This window comes from Pantoea sp. ICBG 985, assembly GCF_002928365.1.
Taxonomy (GTDB): domain Bacteria; phylum Pseudomonadota; class Gammaproteobacteria; order Enterobacterales; family Enterobacteriaceae; genus Pantoea; species Pantoea dispersa.
Genome location: NZ_POWM01000006.1, coordinates 87,756 through 109,646 on the forward strand (window position 1 = coordinate 87,756; position 21,891 = coordinate 109,646).

At 59.6% G+C, this 21,891-nt stretch carries 17 protein-coding genes; 13 read left to right on the forward strand and 4 right to left on the reverse strand.

Going from position 1 to position 21,891, the window contains the following annotated elements:
* The first annotated feature begins 1 nt into the window (after position 1).
* Entirely contained in the window at positions 2-1,333 is a 1,332-nt protein-coding gene (glrR, locus tag C1Y42_RS18155) for a two-component system response regulator GlrR (protein ID WP_104094075.1), read from the forward strand.
* Between the two features lie 77 nt (positions 1,334-1,410).
* Positions 1,411-1,749: a nitrogen regulatory protein P-II gene (gene glnB / locus C1Y42_RS18160; protein ID WP_007886217.1), complete on the forward strand. Its 339-nt coding sequence runs from the start codon at positions 1,411-1,413 to the stop codon at positions 1,747-1,749.
* Between the two features lie 51 nt (positions 1,750-1,800).
* Here the strand turns inward: glnB and hmpA are convergent, their stop codons facing one another.
* Positions 1,801-2,985: an NO-inducible flavohemoprotein gene (hmpA, locus tag C1Y42_RS18165; protein WP_104094076.1), complete on the reverse strand. Its 1,185-nt coding sequence runs from the start codon at positions 2,983-2,985 to the stop codon at positions 1,801-1,803.
* Positions 2,986-3,322: 337 nt separating this feature from the next.
* On the opposite strand from hmpA, the gene glyA reads away from it, so the two are divergent.
* Positions 3,323-4,576: a serine hydroxymethyltransferase gene (gene glyA / locus C1Y42_RS18170; RefSeq protein ID WP_021506540.1), complete on the forward strand. Its 1,254-nt coding sequence runs from the start codon at positions 3,323-3,325 to the stop codon at positions 4,574-4,576.
* 124 nt (positions 4,577-4,700) lie between these two features.
* Entirely contained in the window at positions 4,701-5,837 is a 1,137-nt protein-coding gene (locus tag C1Y42_RS18175) for a 3-phenylpropionate MFS transporter (RefSeq protein WP_088518109.1), read from the forward strand.
* Here C1Y42_RS18175 and csiE read toward each other — a convergent pair.
* Positions 5,834-7,102, reverse strand: a complete 1,269-nt coding sequence (csiE, locus tag C1Y42_RS18180; RefSeq protein ID WP_059009933.1) for a stationary phase inducible protein CsiE — start codon at positions 7,100-7,102, stop codon at positions 5,834-5,836. The genes C1Y42_RS18175 and csiE overlap by 4 nt on opposite strands.
* A gap of 158 nt (positions 7,103-7,260) precedes the next feature.
* On the opposite strand from csiE, the gene C1Y42_RS18185 reads away from it, so the two are divergent.
* The 3 genes from C1Y42_RS18185 to C1Y42_RS18195 all read left to right on the forward strand — a co-directional run bounded on the left by C1Y42_RS18185 (position 7,261) and on the right by C1Y42_RS18195 (position 10,069).
* Positions 7,261-7,887 carry a DUF1007 family protein gene (locus C1Y42_RS18185; RefSeq protein ID WP_059009930.1) on the forward strand — a complete coding sequence of 209 codons (627 nt, stop codon included), beginning with the start codon at positions 7,261-7,263 and terminating at the stop codon, positions 7,885-7,887.
* Positions 7,878-8,855 (forward strand): nickel/cobalt transporter, encoded by a 978-nt coding sequence (locus tag C1Y42_RS18190; protein ID WP_104094077.1) that lies wholly within the window; start codon positions 7,878-7,880, stop codon positions 8,853-8,855. Before C1Y42_RS18185 ends, C1Y42_RS18190 begins: the two co-directional genes overlap by 10 nt.
* A gap of 200 nt (positions 8,856-9,055) precedes the next feature.
* On the forward strand, positions 9,056-10,069 hold the full coding sequence (locus C1Y42_RS18195) for a hypothetical protein (RefSeq protein ID WP_059009926.1): 1,014 nt from the start codon (positions 9,056-9,058) through the stop codon (positions 10,067-10,069).
* A 35-nt stretch (positions 10,070-10,104) separates the two neighbouring features.
* Here C1Y42_RS18195 and suhB read toward each other — a convergent pair whose 3' ends face one another.
* Positions 10,105-10,908: an inositol-1-monophosphatase gene (gene suhB, locus C1Y42_RS18200; protein ID WP_058758291.1), complete on the reverse strand. Its 804-nt coding sequence runs from the start codon at positions 10,906-10,908 to the stop codon at positions 10,105-10,107.
* Positions 10,909-11,030: 122 nt separating this feature from the next.
* Here suhB and trmJ point away from each other — a divergent pair, with 122 nt between their 5' ends.
* The 5 genes from trmJ (at position 11,031) to sseB (ending at position 15,830) form a co-directional block, all read left to right on the forward strand.
* A complete protein-coding gene (gene trmJ / locus C1Y42_RS18205) occupies positions 11,031-11,774 on the forward strand; it encodes a tRNA (cytosine(32)/uridine(32)-2'-O)-methyltransferase TrmJ (protein WP_031279390.1) in 744 nt (247 codons plus the stop codon).
* A 135-nt stretch (positions 11,775-11,909) separates the two neighbouring features.
* On the forward strand, positions 11,910-12,407 hold the full coding sequence (gene iscR, locus C1Y42_RS18210) for a Fe-S cluster assembly transcriptional regulator IscR (RefSeq protein WP_031279392.1): 498 nt from the start codon (positions 11,910-11,912) through the stop codon (positions 12,405-12,407).
* Between the two features lie 89 nt (positions 12,408-12,496).
* Positions 12,497-13,666 carry an IscS subfamily cysteine desulfurase gene (locus C1Y42_RS18215; RefSeq protein WP_104094078.1) on the forward strand — a complete coding sequence of 390 codons (1,170 nt, stop codon included), beginning with the start codon at positions 12,497-12,499 and terminating at the stop codon, positions 13,664-13,666.
* 57 nt (positions 13,667-13,723) lie between these two features.
* Positions 13,724-15,010 carry an aminopeptidase PepB gene (gene pepB / locus C1Y42_RS18220; protein ID WP_058758293.1) on the forward strand — a complete coding sequence of 429 codons (1,287 nt, stop codon included), beginning with the start codon at positions 13,724-13,726 and terminating at the stop codon, positions 15,008-15,010.
* A 52-nt stretch (positions 15,011-15,062) separates the two neighbouring features.
* Positions 15,063-15,830: an enhanced serine sensitivity protein SseB gene (gene sseB, locus C1Y42_RS18225; protein ID WP_021506551.1), complete on the forward strand. Its 768-nt coding sequence runs from the start codon at positions 15,063-15,065 to the stop codon at positions 15,828-15,830.
* Between the two features lie 194 nt (positions 15,831-16,024).
* On the opposite strand, the gene sseA is transcribed toward sseB, so the two are convergent.
* Positions 16,025-16,864 carry a 3-mercaptopyruvate sulfurtransferase gene (gene sseA, locus C1Y42_RS18230; RefSeq protein WP_104094079.1) on the reverse strand — a complete coding sequence of 280 codons (840 nt, stop codon included), beginning with the start codon at positions 16,862-16,864 and terminating at the stop codon, positions 16,025-16,027.
* A gap of 146 nt (positions 16,865-17,010) precedes the next feature.
* On the opposite strand from sseA, the gene C1Y42_RS18235 reads away from it, so the two are divergent.
* Positions 17,011-21,891 (forward strand): alpha-2-macroglobulin, encoded by a 4,881-nt coding sequence (locus C1Y42_RS18235; protein WP_104094080.1) that lies wholly within the window; start codon positions 17,011-17,013, stop codon positions 21,889-21,891.

Below are 21,891 nucleotides of genomic sequence, written 5' to 3' on the forward strand. Positions count from 1 at the left end.
CATGAAACAGGCCGCACGCTTACTGCTGGTGGATGACGATCCGGGCTTACTCAAGCTGCTCGGTATGCGTCTCAGCAGTGAAGGCTATCAGGTAGCGACCGCGGCCAGCGGGCCGGAAGCCCTGCGTCATCTGCAGAAAGAGAAAGTCGATTTGGTGATCAGCGATCTGCGCATGGATGAAATGGATGGCCTGGCGCTGTTTGCTGAAATCCAGAAGCGCCATACCGGACTGCCGGTCATCATCCTGACCGCGCACGGCTCGATTCCGGACGCGGTAGCCGCCACACAGCAGGGCGTGTTCAGCTTTCTGACCAAACCGGTCGATCGCGATGCGCTATACAAAGCGATTGACGAAGCACTAGCGCAGCGCGTGCCGGTCAGCGATGACGGCTGGCGCGAAGCGATCGTCACGCGTAATCCGCTGATGCTGCGGCTGCTGGAGCAGGCGCACATGGTGGCGCAATCTGACGTCAGTATATTGATCAACGGCCAGAGCGGCACCGGCAAAGAGGTACTGGCGCAGGCGATTCATGCTGCCAGTCCGCGCGCCGGCAAACCTTTCATTGCCATCAATTGCGGCGCGCTGCCGGAACAGCTGCTGGAGTCTGAGCTGTTTGGCCACGCCAAAGGCGCCTTCACCGGGGCCGTAAGTGCGCGCGAAGGGCTGTTTCAGGCGGCGGAAGGCGGCACGCTGTTTCTCGATGAGATTGGCGACATGCCGCAGGCGCTGCAGGTAAAACTTCTCCGTGTGCTGCAGGAGCGCAAAGTGCGCCCGCTGGGCAGCAACCGCGATCTCGACATCAACGTGCGCATCATCTCTGCCACGCACCGCGATCTGCCGAAGGCGATGGAGAAGAAAAGCTTCCGCGAAGATCTCTACTATCGTCTCAACGTGGTAAATCTCAGGATCCCGGCGCTGCATGAACGCGCCGAAGACATCCCGCTGCTGGCCAACCATCTGCTGCGCCAGTCGGCCGATCGCCACAAACCGTTTGTGCGCAGCTTCTCGGTCGATGCGATGAAACGGCTGGTGAGTGCCAGCTGGCCGGGAAATGTGCGCCAGCTGGTCAACGTGATTGAGCAGTGCGTGGCGCTTACTACGTCGCCGGTAATTGGTGACGCGCTGGTAGAGCAGGCGCTGGCTGGCGAGAACACGGCGCTACCGACCTTTGTCGAAGCGCGCAACCAGTTTGAGCTTAACTATCTGCGCAAACTGCTGCAGATGACCAAAGGTAATGTGACGCATGCGGCGCGTCTGGCTGGACGCAACCGTACCGAGTTTTATAAGCTGCTGTCGCGCCACGAACTGGACGCCAGCGAATTTAAAGAGTAGCTTGCTGCGGCAGCGTCAGGAACACTTATACTCATAGTTACCCGTCCATCATGGAGGGAGCGAAAAAAGGATCTGTGATGAAAAAGATCGATGCAATTATCAAACCATTCAAACTCGATGATGTGCGTGAAGCCTTAGCGGAAGTGGGCATCACCGGGATGACGGTCAGCGAAGTGAAAGGCTTCGGACGTCAGAAAGGCCACACCGAGCTGTATCGCGGTGCCGAATACATGGTCGATTTTCTGCCAAAAGTGAAAATCGAGATGGTGGTGGGCGATGATATCGTCGATACCTGCGTAGAAACCATCATGAAAACCGCGCAGACCGGTAAAATCGGCGACGGCAAAATCTTTGTCTTTGACGTGGCGCGCGTCGTGCGTATTCGTACCGGCGAGGAAGACGAAGAGGCCATCTGAGCCCTTCGCTCCTCACCAGACACAAAGCCTGCCGCGTGCAGGCTTTTTCATTTACAGCACTTTGTGCGGACCGAACACTTCGTAGTGAATGCGGTCGGCGCTGATGCCGGCATCCGTCAGCTGGCGCGCAACAAACTGCATGAATGCCAGCGGGCCGCAAATCCAGAACTCACCCTCTGGCTGGGTCAGTGCGGTTGAGACGGTGGCTAAATCCATCAGACCCTGCGCGTCGTAACGTCCCGCGTCGTCAGCTTGCGGCTGGCGATACCAGACGTGGCGGCTAAAGCGCGGCAGTTGCGCGCCCAGCGCTGCGACCTCATCAGCAAACGCGTGCTGCGCGCCGTTTTCGGCGGCGTGCAGCCAGCATACCGCGGCCGAATGCTGCTGCTCCGCCAGGCTGGCCAGCATGGCTAACAGCGGCGTTTGCCCGACGCCGGCTGAGATCAGCGTCACCGGCGTCTGCGCCGCTGCCTGCAGGAAGAAATCCCCGGCCGGCGCGGCGCACTGCACGATATCGCCAACCTTCGCATGCTGATGCAGCCAGCCGGAGACGCTGCCCTGCGCTTCGTGCTTCACTGCAATGCGATAGGCTTTGCCATCCGGCAGATGCGTCAGCGAATACTGGCGGTGCTGAATGTAGTCGCTGTCCGCCGGGCGCAGACTGAGGGTCAGATACTGGCCGGGCAGGAAGTCCGCCACCGGCTCTCCATCATTCGGCACCAGCTCAATGCTTTTGATCACCGAGCTCTGCGCGGTAATCGCACGGATACGAAAATCGCGCGCGCCGCGCCAGCCGCCGACCTTTTCTTCCGACGCACGGTAAATCGCTGCTTCACGCTGGATAAACACCTCAGCCAGCACGCCATAGGCTTTGCCCCACGCCGCCAGTACTTCATCGCCTGGATTGAGCAGCTCTTTAATCGTCGCCAGCAGGTTTTCCCCGACAATCGCGTACTGCGCCGGCTGAATATTCAGGCTGGCATGCTTCTGCGCAATTTTCTCCACCGCCGGCAGCAGCACCGCAAGATTTTCCAGGTTGCTGCCGTACGCGCAGATAGCGTTAAACAGCGCTTCACGCTGATTGCCGCTGCGCTGGTTGTTCATATTAAACACGTTCTTCAGCTCGGGATGCTGCGTCAGCATCCGCTGATAAAAGTGACCGGTCAGCTGCGGGCCGAGTTGAGCAATCGCGGGCAGGGTAGATTTCACGGTGGCGATGGTTTGCGCGTCAAGCATGGGCTGATCCTCAGAGTAATTTTAAACATGTATTTTAAATGCATGTTATGCCTGTTGCCGCGCACTGTAAATCCCCCGTTTTGTCTGGGGTGACGAGTGGCAATCTGCTGGCGGGCGCGCAAAGCTGAAAAATTTTCCCGCTGCTGATGAACAAATATCCGGTTTTCTTCCCCGGCTAAAAAGCGTAAAAATCCCGTGCCAGCGCCTTGCCAATCGTTTGCGTAAAAAGAGGGGATTGGCGCTACCGTCCCCTGGCAAAACCGTTTACACTGTTGGCCTTCGCCCCTTAGCCGGGGCTTAAACTGCCGTTAAAAAGTTGCTGAGTCAGGAGATGCGGATGTTAAAGCGTGATATGAACATTGCCGATTATGATGCCGAGTTGTGGCAGGCTATGGAGCAGGAGAAGGTGCGTCAGGAAGAGCACATTGAACTGATTGCTTCGGAAAACTACACCAGCCCACGCGTTATGCAGGCGCAAGGTTCACAGCTCACCAACAAATATGCCGAAGGCTATCCGGGCAAACGCTACTACGGCGGATGTGAATATGTGGATATCGTTGAGCAGCTGGCGATCGATCGCGCCAAAGCGCTGTTCGGCGCGGATTACGCTAACGTGCAGCCGCACTCCGGCTCCCAGGCTAACTTCGCGGTGTACACCGCGCTGCTGCAGCCGGGCGACACCATTCTGGGCATGAACCTGGCACACGGTGGTCACCTGACCCACGGTTCGCCGGTCAACCTGTCCGGTAAGCTGTACAACGTTATCCCTTACGGCATCGATGAAACCGGCAAAATCAATTACGAAGAGCTGGCCGAACTGGCGCAGACCCACAAGCCAAAAATGATCGTGGGCGGCTTCTCTGCTTACTCTGGCGTGTGCGACTGGGCAAAAATGCGTGAAATCGCCGACAGCATCGGCGCCTGGCTGTTTGTTGATATGGCCCACGTTGCCGGTCTGATCGCTGCTGATGTGTACCCGAACCCGGTACCACACGCGCACATCGTGACCTCGACCACGCACAAAACGCTGGCCGGTCCGCGTGGTGGCCTGATCCTGGCGAAAAACGGCGACGAAGAGCTGTACAAGAAACTGAACTCCGCGGTGTTCCCGGGTGGTCAGGGCGGCCCGCTGATGCACGTTATCGCCGGTAAAGCCGTCGCGTTCAAAGAAGCGATGGAGCCGGAGTTCAAGGCTTATCAGCAGCAGGTCGCGAAGAATGCCAAAGCGATGGTGGAAGTGCTGCTGGAGCGTGGTTACAACATCGTCTCAGGCGGTACTTACAACCACCTGTTCCTGATCGATCTGGTGAGCAAAGGGCTGACCGGTAAAGAGGCGGATGCCGCTCTGGGCCGCGCCAACATCACCGTGAACAAAAACAGCGTACCTAACGATCCGAAGAGCCCGTTTGTGACCTCCGGTGTGCGTATCGGTACGCCAGCAGTGACCCGTCGCGGCTTCAAAGAAGCGGAAGTGCGCGAACTGGCGGGCTGGATCGCTGACGTTCTCGACAATATCAACGACGAAGCCACTATCGAGCGCACCAAACAGAAAGTGCTGGATATCTGTGCCCGTCTGCCGGTTTATGCCTGATAAGCGCTAAACCCGCAGTGTGAAGAAGGATGGCGCAAGCCATCCTTTTTTTATTCCCTTTCGCAGGCGGCTTTGAGAAAGTAACGGCCATTCCGCGCACGGCGGAGCGTCAACAGGAGGAAACATGACCATCGGATCGGCCAGGTGGCTGGGACTGAGCTACTTCACCTACTTTTTCTGCTATGGCATCTATCTGCCGTTCTGGAGCGTGTGGCTGAAGGGCAACGGGCTGGATGCGGAAAAAATTGGCCTGCTGCTCGGCTGTGGCATGGTGGCGCGCTTTGCCGGCAGCCTGTTGATTGCTTCGCAGGTGAAAAATCCAGCGCAGCTGATTGTTGCGCTGCGCCTGCTGGCGCTGGCGACCTGTCTGTTCGCGCTCGGCTTCTGGCTCGGCAGTCAGTGGCTGTGGCTGCTGCTGGTGATGATTGGTTTTAACCTGTTCTTCTCGCCGCTGGTGCCGCTGAGTGATGCGCTGGCGGCCACCTGGACACAGCAAATCGGGCTGGCCTATGGTCCGGTACGGCTGTGGGGCTCGCTGGCGTTTGTTATCAGCTCGGCGCTTACCGGTATGCTGGTCAGCGCCTGGTCATCGCAGGTGATTCTGCTGCTGCTGAGCGCAGGCGCGCTGGCGATGCTGTCCGGCATGCTGCTGCCGCCACAAACCCGACCGCAGGGTGAGCTACGCCAGGGCGCGAGCGGGGGCTGGGCGGCGTGGCGCGACCTGCTGCGCGAGAACAGCGTCTGGCGTTTCATGCTGTGCGTAACGCTAATGCAGGGCGCGCACGCTGCTTATTACAGCTTCAGCGCCATCTGGTGGCAGGAAGCGGGCTACTCCGCGTCGGTCGTGGGCTACCTGTGGTCGCTGGGCGTGGTGGCCGAAATCGTGATTTTTGCCCTGAGTAACCGGCTGTTTCGCCGCTGGAGCGCGCGCGATCTGCTACTGCTGTCCGGCGTGTGCGCGCTGGTGCGCTGGACGCTGCTGGGTGCCAGCACTGCGCTACCGCTGTTGATTGTGGCGCAGATTCTGCACTGCGGCAGCTTTACCGTCTGCCATCTGGCGGCGATGCGCTTTATTGCCGCGCGTAAAGGCGCAGAGGTGATTCGTCTGCAGTCGCTCTATTCGGCGCTGGCAATGGGCGGCGGCATCGCGGTGATGACGATGGTGTGCGGCGTGCTGTTTACCCACCTGCACGGCCAGCTGTTCTGGGTCATGGCGCTGGTGGCGCTGCCGGCGCTGTTCCTGCGGCCACGCGCGGCTTAAGACTCCAGCAGCTGACGAATGCGCTGCTGCTGGTGATCGCTCAGCGGCAGCTCAGCGTGGATCAGCGGCGGCGAGTAGAGCGGCAGGGCGGTGGCGTAGGGCGTCACCACCAGCGCCACATCGCGCGGTGCGCCCTCACGCTGAAAGTGCAGCATATCCTGATAGGTAATATTGATTGGCAGCAGCATCATTTCCCGCAGCTGCTGCTCCAGCAGCTGTTCCAGCGCCGCGTCAGCGCCGGTCAGTAACAGCACCTGTTTCTCCTGTAGCGCGCTCTCCTGCATCAGCCAGCCTCCAAACTGCACCGCCACCAGGCTCACTTCTTCCGCGCTAAAATGCGTGCCGAAATCGCTGCTGAAGTGCTGCAGCGCGCGCGCCGTGGTACGCAGCAGGCGCGGATAGAGACGCGCCACGTCCAGCGCCACGCTGTTATCAATGCCGATGGCAAAGTGGCTGCGATCCAGCGCCTGCGCCAGGTGAGTATAGAGCTGCAGCTTCAGCTGCTGCTGATTTTTGATGCGCGTCTGCGCCAGTTGCTCAAAGCGGGCGATCAGGGCTTCCACCGCGGCCATCAGCTTGTGTGCCTGACTATCTGCCAGCTGGCTGCCGTCTGGCGCGTGAATCAGGCTGAACAGCAGCGTCCAGAAATCGGTTTCGCTGACGTCCGGTGCCAGATGGCAACGTTTCTGCCAGTGATGGATCACGTCATCCGCTGCGCTACGTTCAATCTTCGCCGCCAGCCAGGCGCGCTGGTGCTCGCTGAACAGCGCCGTCTGACGCTGACACAGCGCATATTTCATGAAGATTTGCAGAAACAGCCGGTCGCGCGGCGTGAAATCGCGCGCCAGCCGCAGGCTGCAGTGCTGGATCAGCGCCTGCAGATTGGTTTCATCCCACAGCGCTTTCTCAATTTTCAGCACCTTCAGCCGCTGGCGCAGTGCCGGCGCAAAATGCGTGCAGACGAAATCCTGCGACAGGCGCAGCGCGCGGCGCAGCCAGTGCAGCAGGCACAGACGCCGGTCCAGTTCCGTGCCATGAATGCGAAAGCTGCCATCCACCATCTGGTGTAATTCCAGCTGGTGAAAGCGCTGTATCTCATCTCCGACATCCGCGATATCCTGTCGGGCGACAACAGGGTCCACGCCATTTAACTGGCAGAGCTTTTCAAGCGTTAACGCGGGAGCAGGCAGAAACAGCAGCAACAGCAGATGGCAACGACGCTGGGCGCGGCTGAAGAGGGGAGCAGTAGAATGCGCTGAACTCATCAATCGTGTTATCCGCAGGTCATTTTTCAGCTAAGAATAGCCAACTCCACGCGCTGGCCCTGGCCTTTGTCATGACTTTTGTTCAGAGCTTCAGGGCGGGTCACAGTTTTTTCTGGCCCGGTATCCTTCTGACTTTAAAATTTGTTACTTTATAACATATGAAAATTGCGCTCGTTAGCTTTACGCTGTTGTTCAGCGGCGCCGTGTGGGCGCATCCACACAGCTTTATTGATATGCAGACCGAACTGATCGGTAAGGACGATCATCTCAGCGCGATGAAGATGGTATGGACCATGGACGAGATCACCTCCGCCGATCTGCTGTACGATGCCGGCAACGCCAAACCCGGCGAGGTGGTGTGGAAAAAGCTGGCGGCACAGGTGATGGCCAATGTGCTGGGCCAGCACTATTTTACCGAAGTGTGGCAGGATAAAAATCGGGTGAAATTTCTCAACCTGCCGCAGGAGTATCAGCTGTCGCGCAAGGGCAACAAAGCAGTGCTGGAGTTCATTGTGCCGTTCGGTGAACCGCAGTCGTTAAGCGCCAGGCAGTACCGCATCCAGACCTTCGATCCCAGTTACTTTGTTGATATGTATTATGACAATCCGCAAGCCATCACCATGGATGAGACCGTGAAAGCCCATTGCCAGTTTGACTTACACACGCCCAAACCGAATGACTCGCTAAAACAGTACGCGTTGTCGCTGGATAAAGCTGACGCACCGCCCGAGGATATGGATCTCGGCCAGCAGTTTGCCCAGACGGTAACTCTGACATGTCGTTGATTTCACAGCCTGGCGCTTCCCGTCGCTGGTGGCCACTGTGGCTGCTGGCTGCGCTGCTGATTAGCGCGGGCGCGTTGCTGTGGCTGCACTGGCCGCAGATTCTGCTGCAAAGCGTACTGTGGCAGAAGGTTCTGCACCGTGAGATGACGCAGCTCCTGCAACAGGTGGCGCAGCAGCCGCAGCAGGCCGGTGTCACGCTGATGCTGTTTAGCCTGGCCTATGGCGTGCTGCATGCGCTGGGGCCGGGCCACGGCAAAGTGGTGATCAGCACCTTTCTCGCCACCCATCCGGCGCAGCTGAAAACCAGCATGAAGCTGACGCTGCTGGCGGCGCTGTTGCAGGGCACGGTGGCGATTGCTCTGGTGACGCTGATGCTGGTGGTGCTGCAAACCTCCTCGCGCCAGCTGCATCTCACCAGTTACTGGCTGGAGAAAGGCAGCTATTTGCTGGTGATGGCGCTCGGCGTCTGGGTGGGCTGGCGCGCGCTGCAGGGGTTACGCCGCGCGTTCCGTCCGGCGACCGGGCTCCAGATTCGCGCGGTACGGCCGCATCATCAGCACCATGCTGACTGCGGCTGCGGTCATGCCCACCTGCCGAGCGCGCAACAGCTGGCCGGTGCGGTGAGCGGCAAAACCCAGGCGCTGGTGGTGCTGTCGATGGGGCTGCGGCCCTGTTCCGGTGCCATCATGATGCTGTTGTTTGCCAAAGTGATTGGCGTGTATGGCTGGGGCGTGGCCTCGGCGCTGACCATGGCGCTGGGCACCGCGCTCACCGTGTCGCTGCTGGGTTTGCTGGTGCAGCGCTCGCGCGTGCTGGCGGTGCGCCTCGGCAGGGTCAGCAGCAGAGGGGCAGCGGAATGGTTGTTGCCGGCCGTGATGCTGGCTGGCAGCCTGCTGTTGCTGCTGGCCGGCTTTATTTTATGGCACAGTGCTACGCCCGGCTTCGGTGGCGGTCTGCGTCCTTTTTAATTAATACGCTTTAAAAAATAAGCGCAGCATGTTCACTGAATATGCTGCGTTTTTTTCTGCCCGTTACGCATAGTTAAATTTCTGTTGCCTGGCGATCTGGTGAAAAGAGTTTTCTCTGTCTACGCTAGATAATATCAAAAAGACAGGGTGTGCTCTTATATGCGTTACTCTTTATCGTCAATGTTTGCGAGGAAATAAATATGCCTGAAACCTGGACTAATAATGGCAGCACGGAAACGGTAGTGGAAACGCATGGCGGTGTTCCGTTAAAACGCATTTCCTGGAGTGCCGTATTTGCAGGGGTGATTGCGGCCTTAATCATTCATATTCTGCTGGGGCTGCTGGGGACAGCGATCGGGGCCACGACTATCGATCCGCAGCAGGAACAAAATCCGCTGGAGCACCTTGGCACTGGTGCGCTGATCTGGACCGGCGTCAGCATGCTGATTGCGCTGGCGGTCGGTAGCTACGTTGCCGGGCGGCTGGCACAGCGCGAAGGTGCGCTGCACGGGCTGCTGATGTTTGGCGTCAGCACATTGATTACGCTGTGGCTGGCGATCTCACTTGCCAGCGGTATTATCGGTGGCGCCTTTAATATTTTAGGCTCCGGTTTTAACGCCCTGGGTAACGGTATTTCTGCGGTAGCACCTTCGGTAACCAATATGGCGAAAGAGAAGCTGCAGGAAAATAATATCAACCTTGATGATCTGCAAAATGAATTGCAGACCACGCTGCGCCAGACGGGCAAACCGGAATTGCAGCCGGAAAATTTACAGCAGGATGTAAATAGCGAAGCGAATAATGCGCAAAACCAGGCGAAACAGACGGCACAGAATCCACAGAATGCCGACAATGATATTGCCAATTGGATCCGTGGTGTACTGAGTCGTCATGCCGATACGCTGCAAGCTGCAGACCGTGATGCGCTGAAAAACATTATTAAAGCGCGGACCGGAAAAAGCGATCAGGAAGCGGAACAGATCGTCAATCAGACTGAGCAGAGCTATCAACAGGCGATGCAGAAATATCAGCAGCTGAAGCAGGAAGCGGAGCAGAAAGCGCGTGAAGCCGCAGAGAAAGCCGCGGCGGCAACGGCGAAAGCCAGCTGGTTTGCCTTCTTCATGATGCTGATCGAGGCGGTGCTGGCGGCGGTCCTCGGCGGTGTCGGTCGGCGTACCCAGCCGCGCACCGTGTTAACCCACGAGCGTCGGTAATAAAAAAGGCGGCTGATTCAGCCGCTTTTTTTTGCTTAGCGCTTCAGCGCTTCGCTCAGTTCTTCGCGCATGCTGGCCAGCATCGCCTTCACCACACGCGGGTTACCGGCCACCAGGTTGCCAGACAGCATATAGCCGTGGTTACCGGTGAAATCGGTCACCAGACCGCCCGCTTCACGCACCAGCAGTTCACCGGCAGCGAAATCCCATGGCTTCAGGCCAATCTCAAAGAAACCGTCAACGCGACCTGCGGCCACATAGGCCAAATCCAGCGCAGCAGAGCCGGTACGGCGGAAATCAGCGCACTGGGTAAACAGTTTTGCCACGATGTTGATGAACGGCGTGGCGTGCTGCTTCAGCTTGAACGGGAAGCCGGTAGCCAGAATGGTGCCGTCGAGGTCACGCGCCGTGCTGCCGCGCAGGCGATAGCCGTTAAGCTGCGCACCCTGACCGCGTACCGCGGTGAACAGTTCGTTACGCATTGGATCGTAAACCACCGCCACTTCGGTGCGGCCTTTGATGCGCACGGCGATTGAAACAGCAAAGTGGGGCAGACGTTTGATGAAGTTGGTGGTGCCATCCAGGGGATCGATTACCCATTGAACATCCTGATCGTCGCCCGCCAGCTCACCGCTTTCTTCGGTGATGATGGTGTGTTGCGGGTAGGATTTGCGAATCACTTCGACAATCAGACGTTCTGCGTCGCGGTCAACATTGGTAACGAAGTCGTTGCTGCCTTTCTGGCTGGCTTCGACGGCGTCCGGGGTTTCATAATTCTTGGCAATTAAATTTCCGGCCTTGCGCGCTGCGCGCACGGCGATGTTGAGCATCGGATGCATCGGTATCTCTCACTGGATGTTAAAGAACGGGGTGAAAACGGCGCGGAGTATATCAGGGTGTTCAGCAAATGTCCTGCTTTTATGTTAGGATGCGCGCCATCATTTCCTTATCGCTATCTATTATGCTGCAAAATATCCGAATCGTACTGGTAGAAACCTCGCACACCGGCAACATGGGTTCCGTTGCCCGCGCCATGAAAACCATGGGCTTAAGCAACCTGTATCTGGTCAATCCGCTGGTGAAACCGGACTCGCAGGCTATTTCACTGGCTGCCGGTGCCAGCGATGTGATCGGTGAGGCGAAGATCGTCGATACGCTGGATGAGGCGATTGCCGGCTGTAGCCTGGTGGTGGGCACCAGCGCACGCTCGCGCTCGCTGCCGTGGCCGATGCTCGACTCGCGTGAATGCGGCATCAAAAGCGTGGAAGAGGGCCAGCAGGCGCCGGTGGCGCTGGTGTTTGGTCGCGAGCGCGTGGGCCTGACCAACGAAGAGCTGCAGAAGTGCCACTATCATGTCGCCATTCAGGCCAACCCGGAGTACAGCTCGCTCAACCTGGCGATGGCGGTGCAGATTATTGCCTATGAAGTGCGCATGGCGTGGCTGGACGCGCAGGAGAAAGCCAGTCCGCAGCCGCAGTATGAAGCCTCACCGTATCCGCTGGTGGACGATCTGGAGCGCTTCTATCAGCACATCGAGCAGATGATGCTGAACAGCGGTTTTATCCGCCAGGGCACACCGAGCCAGGTGATGAGCAAACTGCGTCGCCTCTATACCCGTGCGCGTCCGGAGCGCGACGAACTCAACATTCTGCGCGGCATGCTGTCGTCGTTTGAAAAACCCAAAAACGACAAGGGTAATAGTTGAGTAAAACACCAGGTTAAATAGTTGAGCGAAATACTCGGTTAAATAGTTGACCAAAATACTCGGGAATGTCAGACTGGCCTCCATTCTTCAGATAACCCGCCGACTCGCTGGCGGACGCTTACGAGGTTGTATGCTATGAGACTGACATCCAAAGGACGTTATGCCGTAACCGCTATGCTGGACGTTGCCCTGCACTCGCACGAGGGCCCGGTACCGCTGGCCGATATTTCAGAGCGTCAGGGCATTTCGCTCTCCTATCTGGAGCAGTTATTCTCGCGTCTGCGTAAGCACGGGCTGGTGGCCAGCGTGCGGGGTCCGGGTGGCGGTTATCTGTTAGGCAAAGACGCCGGCGCGATTGCGGTCGGCGCGGTGATTACCGCGGTGGACGAATCCGTTGACGCCACCAAATGCCAGGGTAAAGAGGGTTGCCAGGGCGGCGAGCGCTGCCTGACCCACGTTCTGTGGCGCGACCTGAGCGAGCGCATCAGCGATTTCCTCAACAACATCACGCTGGCGGAACTGGTGAATAACCAGGAGATCCTCGACGTGGCCGATCGCCAGAACAGCGTTGATAACCGTCGCTTCCAGCAGCATCGCGTGCAGGAAACCATCAACGTCAATCTGCGCGCCTGATCCTCTCCCGTTCAGCCTCTGCTGTTAACCCAGGAGAGGCTGAATCGTGCTATAAAGACGTATGATTTTTTATACGGAGTTTTAGCGCAATGAAATTACCGATCTACCTGGATTACGCAGCGACAACGCCTGCGGATCCGCGTGTCGCCAGCAAAATGATGCAGTTCCTCACTTTGGATGGCACCTTCGGTAACCCCGCTTCCCGTTCCCACCGTTTTGGCTGGCAGGCTGAAGAGGCCGTTGACGTGGCGCGCAACCAGGTTGCCGAACTGATCAACGCCGATCCACGCGAAATCGTGTTTACCTCCGGTGCCACCGAAGCCGATAACCTGGCGCTCAAGGGCGCAGCGCAGCAGCATCGGGCGCGCGGTAAACACATCATCACCAGTCAGACCGAACACAAAGCGGTGCTCGACAGCTGTGCCCAGCTGGCGCGTGAAGGCTTTGACGTCACCTTTCTGCAGCCCGGCGCGGACGGCATCGTCACGCCTGCGATGCTGGAGGCGGCACTGCGCGACGACACCGTGCTGGTGTCGCTGATGCACGTCAATAATGAAACCGGCGTGATTCAGGACATCGCCGCGCTGGGTGCGCTGTGTCACGCGCGCGACATCCTGTTCCACGTGGACGCCACGCAAAGCGTGGGCAAACTGCCGCTCGATGTCAGCGCGCTGCCGGTGGATTTGATGTCGTTCTCAGCGCACAAGCTGTACGGGCCGAAAGGCATCGGCGCGCTGTGGGTGCGGCGTAAACCAAAACTGCAGATCGACGCGCAGATGCATGGCGGCGGTCACGAGCGCGGCATGCGTTCGGGGACCTTGCCGGTGCACCAGATTGTCGGCATGGGCGAAGCCTATCGCATCGCGCGCGAAGAGATGGCGGACGAGAGTGCGCGCCTGGCTACGCTGCGCCATCGTCTGTGGCAGGGCATCAGCACGCTAAGCGACGTACAGCTCAACGGTTCACTCCAACAGGGCGCGCCGAATATCCTCAATATCAGTTTTGCCCACGTCGATGGCGAATCGCTGATCATGGCGCTGAAAGATCTGGCGCTGTCGTCGGGATCCGCCTGTACCTCTGCCAGCCTTGAACCTTCCTACGTTCTGCGCGCCATGGGCGTGGATCAGCAGCTGGCTTACAGCTCGCTGCGCTTTTCGCTGGGTCGCTTTACCACGCAGGAAGAGATCGATTATGCCATCGGGGTGGTACATAAGGCGGTAACGCGCTTACGGGCGCTGACGCCGGCCACTTCCCGCTAAATTTTCGCCCTGCGCCGGTCAGTGTGCAGGGATAACAAACGCAAACGGAGCCACGCGATGACAACACAACCCATGACGATTACGCTCAGCTCCCAGGCCGCAGATGCGCGCTGGGGCGAGAAAGCCTTGCTGAGCAGCAATGAAAGTGGCATGACCGTTCACCTGACCGGTGCCGATGCGCTGATGAGCATTCAACGTGCCGGACGCAAGCTGGACGGTCAGGGCATTCGCCACGTCGCGCTGAGCGGCGAAGGCTGGGATCTGGAGAAATGCTGGGCGTTCTGGCAGGGTTTCCGCAGCCCGAAAGGCCAGCGTCAGGTCGAATGGCCGACGCTGAGTGAGGCCGATCAGGCCGAATTCGATCGGCGCCTGAAGATCGTTGACTGGGTGCGCGACACCATCAACCTGCCTGCGGAAGATTTGAGTCCGGAGCAGCTGGCGCACAGTGCCATCGATCTGATCAGCGAAGTAGGCGGTGATGCGGTGAGCTATCGCATCATCAAAGGTGAGGATCTGCGTGAGCAGGGCTATGCCGGAATTCATACCGTAGGCCGCGGCTCGACGCGCCCGCCAGTGCTGCTGACGCTGGACTTCAACCCCGGCGGCGACGACAGCACACCGGTGTACGCCTGCCTGGTGGGCAAAGGCATCACCTTTGATACCGGCGGCTACAGCCTGAAGCAGAGCGCGTTCATGGATTCGATGAAATCCGATATGGGCGGCGCGGCAACGGTAACCGGTGCGCTGGCGCTGGCGATTGCGCGCGGCCTGGATAAGCGCGTGAAGCTGTTCCTGTGCTGCGCCGATAACATGGTAAGCGGCAACGCGTTCCGCCTCGGCGACATCATCCGCTATCGCAACGGGAAATCGGTGGAAGTGATGAACACCGACGCCGAAGGGCGTCTGGTGCTAGCCGATGGACTGATCGACGCCAGCGAACAGCGTCCGCAGCTGCTGATTGATGCGGCCACGCTGACCGGTGCCGCGAAAACCGCGCTGGGCAACGATTACCATGCGCTGTTTACCTTTGACGACGTGCTGGCGGAGTCGCTGCTGGGCAGCGCCACCAGCGAGAACGAAGCCTTCTGGCGTCTGCCGCTGGCCGAGTTCCACCGCAACCATCTGCCGTCCAATTTTGCCGACCTGAATAACATCGCCAGCGCAGCCCACGCGGCGGGCGCCAGCAGCGCGGCGGCGTTCCTCTCATGGTTCGTCAGCAACTATCAGCAGGGCTGGCTGCACATTGACTGCTCCGCGACCTATCGCAAAAGCGCGGTCGATCAGTGGTCCGCCGGTGCGACAGGCCTTGGCGTGCGTACCATTGCCAATCTGTTACTGAAATAATCCCGACAACGGCAGGCTGCAACCTGCCGTCTTTTTTGGAAGCCTATCCCTTATGAGTAACCGTCTTGAAGAGGTGCTGAAGCTGGCGGCCACCGAGCCTGCGCACCGTCCGGAATTTTTTCAGCTGTTGCTGGAGGCCGATGTCTGGGTGCCGGGCGAAAGTCCCGCAGAGCAGTTTGATGCCACCTCGCCGGTAGAATTACAGCACTGGGAGAAAGAGGGCGGCGGCAGCGTGATCCCTTTCTTTACCTCAGAAGCAGCGATGAGCGAAGCCATTCAGGGTGAGCAGTCGTATCTGCGTTTACCGACGCGCACGCTGTTTGAAATGACGCTGGGCGAAACGCTGTTCCTCAATCCAAAACTGCCGGCCGGCAAAGAGTTTTCACCCGGCGAGATCGCGCATCTGCTGGGCGAAGAGGGCAGTGCGCTGAGCCAGCAAACGGTGCTGGAGGGCGGTCATGCATTGCTGCTGTCCGAAGTGGCCGAGCCGCCGGCGCAGATGATCGATTCGCTGACCCAGCTGTTTGCGAAATACAAACAGGTGCGTCGCGCCTACGTTGCCAGCATTCGTGAGCGTGCCGATGAACAGGCGAATCTGTTGATTGGGATTGAAGCCGACAGCGATATTGATGCGATTATTCAGGCGGCCGGCAGCGTGGCGACCGATACGCTGCCCGATGACGCGCCAATTGATATCTGTGAAGTGGTCAGTAATGAGCAGGGTGTCAGCCATTTCTTCACCGCGCACATTACGCCGTTTTATGAGCGCCGCTGGGGCAGTTTCCTGCGCGATTTCAAAGGCAGCCAGCGGATTATCTAGTGCCGGTGCGCATCAGTGCGCCGGTAAATCGCACCGATTTCAACCAGGTGCGCATAAATGCGCACCCTACACGTAGGGTCGCCGTTTACGGCGACCGGATAAATGTGTGTAACATCCGACAACGCGCACCTTACGGCGACCGGATAAATGTGCACAACATCCGACAACGCGCACCTTACGGCGACCGGATACACTTATTTCTCAATCGGTAAATCGTCGCGGCTGCCCCATTCTCCCCACGAACCGTCGTACAGCGTCACATCACGCACGCCAAGCGCGGTCAGCGCCAGAATCACCACCACCGCCGTCACACCGGAGCCGCAGCTGGCGACAATCGGCTGATCCAGCTTAATCCCTGCCTTTGCAAACAGATCGCGCAGCTCGGCGGCCGGTTTCAGCTCACCGTTGGCCACCAGATCGTTCCACGGCATATTCAGACTGTGCGGGATATGGCCGCGCAGCAGGCCGGGGCGCGGCTCATCCACTTCGGCATTGAAACGATTGGCCGCGCGCGCATCGACAATCTGCGCGCCGCCCTCGTGGCTGATCAGCAGGACATCGGTCAGGCGCTTTACCTGGCTGCTGTCGTATTGCGCGTCAAACTCGCCTTCAGGCAGATTCACCGGACCGGTAGCCAGGCTGAAGCCAGCGGCTTTCCAGCCCTGCAGGCCGCCCGCCAGAATCGACACCTGTTCACAGCCAAAGGCACGCAGCATCCACCAGGCGCGCGGCGCGGAGAACAGATTGCCTTCGTCGTACACCACCAGATGTTTATCCTGGCTGATGCCCAGCTCGCGCATCGCCACGGCAAAGGTCTCTGCGCGCGGCATCATATGCGGATACGGGCTGGTGTGATCGGACAGCGCTTCGATGTTGAAAAAAGGCGCATCCGGCAGATGCCCGGCCAGATACTCCGCCGTGATATCGCGCACCGCTTCCTGACCTGGCGGCAGCATGCGGGCATCCAGCACCTGCAAACGCGCTTCGTGGTAATGTTCATTCAACCAATCAGCGGACACAAACATGGCTGTCATAGCAACCTCTTCTCCATCAGCGGCAAAGACTCAGTGTCCGGGAATGTGAAGGCTATCTCAAGGGTAACATTGCTAAAGTTGGCGGCTTGATGTGAAATTGCGCAGCACAACACGTTTAACCTTTTGGGGCTGGTGAGGGAATTACCATGGCAAGATGTGTGAAACGACTGCTGTTCAGCGTGCTGATCGGCGGCGCATTACTGGGCGGCGCGCAGCCGTCGCTGCAGGCGGCTGATACGCCTGCGCCGCAGGCCGCGACACGCGCTCTCGCGGTGATCGACCTGTCCGAACTGCAGTTGGACGGCGCGGCGGCGCTGGTACTGACCTTTAACCGCGCGCTCGACGGTCAGCAGGATTTCAATCGCTGGATCAGCCTCACCGACGACAGCAGCGGCAAGGTCGACGGGGGCTGGGAGCTGGCGCAGAACGGCAAAGTGCTGCGCTTCCGCCATCCACAGCCGGCGCGCAAGCTCACCGTTACCGTCAATGCCGGCCTGAAGGCCGCCGATGGCACTGCCTTAGCCAGCCCCTTTAGCCAGACGCTCACCACGCGCGACATCCAGCCGATGGTCGGTTTCGCCAGCCGTGGCTCGCTGCTGCCGCTGCGCCTGGCGCAGGGACTGCCGGTGCTGGCGCTCAACGTTAACCAAATCGATGTTGATTTCTTCCGGGTGAAAAATGCCACGCTGGCGGATTTTCTCGCCCAGTGGAATTACGGCAACAATATGTCGTACTGGGAATCGCGCGATCTGCTGAAAAACGCCGATCTGGTCTATAGCGGCCGCTTCGATCTCAACCCGGCACGCAATACGCGGGAAAAAATGCAGCTGCCGCTCGGCGACGTCGCGGCGCTGAAGCAGCCGGGTGTCTACCTGGCGGTGATGAAACAGGCCGGCACTTACAATTACACGCAACCGGCTACGCTGTTCACCCTGAGCGACATTGGGCTGTCGCTGCACCGTTTTCCCACCCAGCTGGAACTGTTTACACAAAGCCTCGCCAGTGGCGATCCGCTGGCGGATGTCAGCGTGCAGCTACTGGATGAAAAAGGCCAACAGATGGCGACTGGCAGCAGCGACAGCGAGGGTCACCTGCGTTTAGCAGCTAACGCTAAAGGCAAGCTGCTGCTGGCGACCAGTAAAGGCCAGACTTCGCTCATCGACCTCAATCGCCCGGCGCTGGATCTGGCCGAATTCCCGATTGATGGCCCGCAAGGCTACGACAAACAGTTCTTCATTTTTGGCCCGCGCGATCTCTATCGCCCCGGCGAAACGGTCATCGTTAATGCGCTGCTGCGCGATGCCGATGGCAAACCACTGCCGCCGCAGCCGGTGAAAGCTGAAGTGGTGCAGCCGAATGGTGAAGTGGCACAAACCTTCGTCTGGCAACCAGAGCACGGCGTTTATCAACAACGTTTTGCCTTACCGGCCTCGGCGATGACCGGTAAATGGACGCTGCGTATTAACAGCGGCGACAACCAGCCGCGCAGCTGGCCGTTCAATGTAGAAGATTTCCTGCCAGAACGGATGGCGCTGTCACTTAAAAGCAACACTCAGCCCCTGTCGCCAGATGCCGACGTCACCTTTGCTGTCGAAGGTCGCTATTTGTATGGCGCGCCAGCGGCAGGCAACGAACTACAGGGCCAGCTGTTCCTGCGTCCGGCGCGTGAAGCGGTCGCTGCGTTGCCAGGTTATCAGTTTGGCGACATCACTGAGGAACTGAAACGTAGCCTTGATGATGTGGATGAAAAGCTGGACGACAGCGGCAGGCTGCAGCTCAGGGTCGAAAGCAGCTGGACGGAGAGCCACTCTCCGCTCAACCTGATTTTGCAGGCCAGCCTGCTGGAGACCGGCGGTCGTCCGGTAACGCGCCGCGCCACGCAAGCGATCTGGCCTGCGCCAGCGCTGCCGGGCATTCGTCCGTTGTTTAACAGCGAGTCGGTGTACGACTATCGCACCGATCGTTATAACGATGAGCCAACCGTGCCGGAAAACAGCCTCGCCGAATTTGACGTGGTGTACGCCAATGCGCAGGGCGACAAGCTGGCGGCGCAGGATCTCGAGGTGCGTTTGATCCACGAACGTCGCGACTACTTCTGGAGCTTCTCCGACAGCGAAGGCTGGCAGTCACGTTACGATGAAAAAGATCTGCAGGAAGAGCAGCAGCGCATCAGCATTGCGGCGGGCGGCAGCCAGAAAGTCAGCTTCCCGGTAGAGTGGGGCACCTATCGTCTTGAAGTGCATGCCGGTGACAACATCGTCAGCAGCGTGCGTTTCCAGGCTGGTTACTGGTGGCAGGACAACACCAACGGCACCGGCGCGCTGCGTCCGGATCAGGTCAAACTGAAGATCGACAAAGCCGCCTATCAACCCGGCGACACCGCGCGTGTCACGGTGGAATCCCCGGCGGCCGGCAAAGGCTATCTGCTGGTGGAGTCGAGCAGCGGCACCTTGTGGTGGCAACCGCTGGATGTGCCGGCGGGCGGCGCAACCATTGATGTGCCAGTCAGTGCGGAGTGGAAACGCCACGATCTGTATCTCAGCGCGATTGTGGTGCGCGACGGCGACAAAGCGAACGGCACCACGCCAAAACGTGCGGTCGGCTTGTTGCATCTGCCGATGGCAACCGCCGCGCGCCGCCTGACGCTGGCGCTTGAGGCACCGGACAGGATTCGGCCGGAACAAACCGTGCAAGTCAAGGTTAAAGCCCGCCGCGAGGGCGGTGTGCTGCCGCAGCAGGTGCAGGTATTGTTGTCGGCGGTGGACAGCGGCGTGCTGAGCATTACCGACTATGCCACCCCCGATCCGTGGAACGGCTTCTTTGGCCGCAAGCGCTACAACGCCGATCAGTATGATGTGTTCGGGCAGTTGATTGAGGGCGGCGGCAAACTGGCGGCGCTGCGTTTTGGCGGTGACGGGGATGATGCCGATGCACTGTCGCGCGGCGGTAAAAAGCCGGTCACCGAGGCGCAGATTGTGGCGCAGCAGCTGCAGCCGGTGACGCTGGATGCCAGCGGCGAGGGCACGCTGGAACTGCCGATACCGGCCTTCAACGGCGAGCTGCGGCTGATGGCGCAGGTGTGGAGCGAAGACAGTTTCGGCGCGGCGGATCGTAAAATGGTGGTCGCCGCACCGCTGGTAAGCGAACTGGCGACGCCGCGCTTTCTTGCCAGCGGCGATCAATCAACACTGGCGCTGGATTTGACCAACCTCACCGATCAACCTCAAACGTTGAACGTCGCGGTCAACGCAAGTGGCTTGATTGCACTCAACGGCCAAATCCCGGCCAGGGTGCAGCTGGCGAAGGGGGCGCGAACCACGCTGGCGATTCCGGTTAAAGCGCAGGACGGTTTTGGTGAGGGCGACGTGCAGGTGACCGTTTCGGGGCTGAGCCTGCCGAACGAGACGCTGGCACCGAGCGTGCGCCGCTGGAAGATTGGCGTGCGTCCGGCTTATCCGGCGCAAACCCTGAGTTTCGATAACGTAATGAACAGCGGGCAGCGCTGGCAGGTGATGGCAAGCGCTTTTAACGGCCTGCAGGCTGGCACGCTGAGTGGCCAGCTGTCGCTGAGTTCTCAGCCGCCGCTGAATATCGCCAGCTACATCAGCCAGCTTTACGCTTATCCCTATGGCTGTCTGGAGCAGACCGCCAGCGGTATCTGGCCTTCACTCTTCACTAATCACGCCCAGCTCAGCGCGATGGGCATCAAAACCAGCAGCGATGAGGCGCGCCGCGCGGCAATTGACACCGGCATTGCGCGCCTCGCCGGCATGCAGCGCGGTAACGGCAGCTTTGGCCTGTGGAGCAAAGAGAGCAGCGAGGAGTTCTGGCTCACCGCTTACGTCACTGACTTCCTGCTGCGCGCCAGCGAAGCGGGCTACAGCGTGCCGGAGGGCGTGATTAATCGCGCCGACCAGCGCCTGCTGCGTTATTTGCAGGATCCGGCGCAAATCGAAACCAGCTGGAGCAGCGATGCCGATGCGCTGCGTTTTAGCGTGCAGGCCTATGCGGGGCTGGTACTGGCGCGTCAGCAGCAGGCGCCGCTCGGCGCGCTGCGGGCGCTGTATGACCAACGCGCCCAGGCGAAGTCCGGACTGGCGCTGGTGCAGCTTGGCGTGGCGTTGCAGCAGATGGGCGATACGCAGCGCGCGCAGCTGGCGCTGATGCAGGGCATCGCGCTGCAACGCCAGCCTGACATGTGGCTGGGCGATTACGGCAGTCCGCTGCGTGACCGCGCGCTGACCCTGACGCTGCTGACGGAAAATCAGCTGCTGCCGGCGCAGCAGGGGCCATTGCTGATTGAACTGGCGCAAACGCTGCACGGGCAGCGCTGGTTCTCCACCCAGGAGAACAATGCGCTGTTCCTCGCCGCGCGGACGCTGCAGCAGCATCCGGGTGAGACCTGGCAGGCCACGCTGCAGGACCAGCCGCTGCGCAGCGATCGGCCGCTGAGTCTCGGGCTGAGCGCGCAGCAGTTGCAGCAGGGCCTGACGGTGACCAGCGACACGCCGTCGCCGCTGTACGGCACGCTCAATGTGGTCGGCTATCCGCGCACCGCGCCGTCACCGGTCAGCAACGTGCTCAGCATCAGTCGCGAATACTTCACGCTGGACGGCAAACCGGCCGATCTCAATAACCTTAAGAGCGGTGAGCTGCTGGTGGTGCGGCTGAAGGTGGGTGCCAGTCAGCGCGTCAGCGATGCGCTGGTGGTGGATCTGCTGCCGGCCGGACTGGAGCTGGAAAATCAAAACCTGAGCGACAGCAGCGCCAGCCTGGGCGACAGTGCCGATGCGCTGAAAGAGAGCATGATGGACATGCAGCAGGCCAACATCAAACATCTTGAGTTCCGCGACGACCGCTTTGTCGCCGCGCTGGCGCTGGATGGCTACACGCCCGGCACGCTGCTGTATCTGGCGCGCGCGGTGACGCCGGGCAGTTATCGTCTGCCGCCACCGCAGGTGGAGTCGATGTATGTGCCCGCGTGGCGCGCCATCGGCACCACGCCGGAAAAACTTCATGTGCGTTAA

Bases quoted from the DNA above. Each gene is read 5' to 3' on its own strand.
- glrR (WP_104094075.1), top strand. From the start codon at position 2: ATGAAACAGGCCGCACGCTTACTGCTGGTGGATGACGATCCGGGCTTA.
- glnB (WP_007886217.1), top strand. From the start codon at position 1,411: ATGAAAAAGATCGATGCAATTATCAAACCATTCAAACTCGATGATGTG.
- hmpA (WP_104094076.1), bottom strand. From the start codon at position 2,985: ATGCTTGACGCGCAAACCATCGCCACCGTGAAATCTACCCTGCCCGCG.
- glyA (WP_021506540.1), top strand. From the start codon at position 3,323: ATGTTAAAGCGTGATATGAACATTGCCGATTATGATGCCGAGTTGTGG.
- C1Y42_RS18175 (WP_088518109.1), top strand. From the start codon at position 4,701: ATGACCATCGGATCGGCCAGGTGGCTGGGACTGAGCTACTTCACCTAC.
- csiE (WP_059009933.1), bottom strand. From the start codon at position 7,102: ATGAGTTCAGCGCATTCTACTGCTCCCCTCTTCAGCCGCGCCCAGCGT.
- C1Y42_RS18185 (WP_059009930.1), top strand. From the start codon at position 7,261: ATGAAAATTGCGCTCGTTAGCTTTACGCTGTTGTTCAGCGGCGCCGTG.
- C1Y42_RS18190 (WP_104094077.1), top strand. From the start codon at position 7,878: ATGTCGTTGATTTCACAGCCTGGCGCTTCCCGTCGCTGGTGGCCACTG.
- C1Y42_RS18195 (WP_059009926.1), top strand. From the start codon at position 9,056: ATGCCTGAAACCTGGACTAATAATGGCAGCACGGAAACGGTAGTGGAA.
- suhB (WP_058758291.1), bottom strand. From the start codon at position 10,908: ATGCATCCGATGCTCAACATCGCCGTGCGCGCAGCGCGCAAGGCCGGA.
- trmJ (WP_031279390.1), top strand. From the start codon at position 11,031: ATGCTGCAAAATATCCGAATCGTACTGGTAGAAACCTCGCACACCGGC.
- iscR (WP_031279392.1), top strand. From the start codon at position 11,910: ATGAGACTGACATCCAAAGGACGTTATGCCGTAACCGCTATGCTGGAC.
- C1Y42_RS18215 (WP_104094078.1), top strand. From the start codon at position 12,497: ATGAAATTACCGATCTACCTGGATTACGCAGCGACAACGCCTGCGGAT.
- pepB (WP_058758293.1), top strand. From the start codon at position 13,724: ATGACAACACAACCCATGACGATTACGCTCAGCTCCCAGGCCGCAGAT.
- sseB (WP_021506551.1), top strand. From the start codon at position 15,063: ATGAGTAACCGTCTTGAAGAGGTGCTGAAGCTGGCGGCCACCGAGCCT.
- sseA (WP_104094079.1), bottom strand. From the start codon at position 16,864: ATGACAGCCATGTTTGTGTCCGCTGATTGGTTGAATGAACATTACCAC.
- C1Y42_RS18235 (WP_104094080.1), top strand. From the start codon at position 17,011: ATGGCAAGATGTGTGAAACGACTGCTGTTCAGCGTGCTGATCGGCGGC.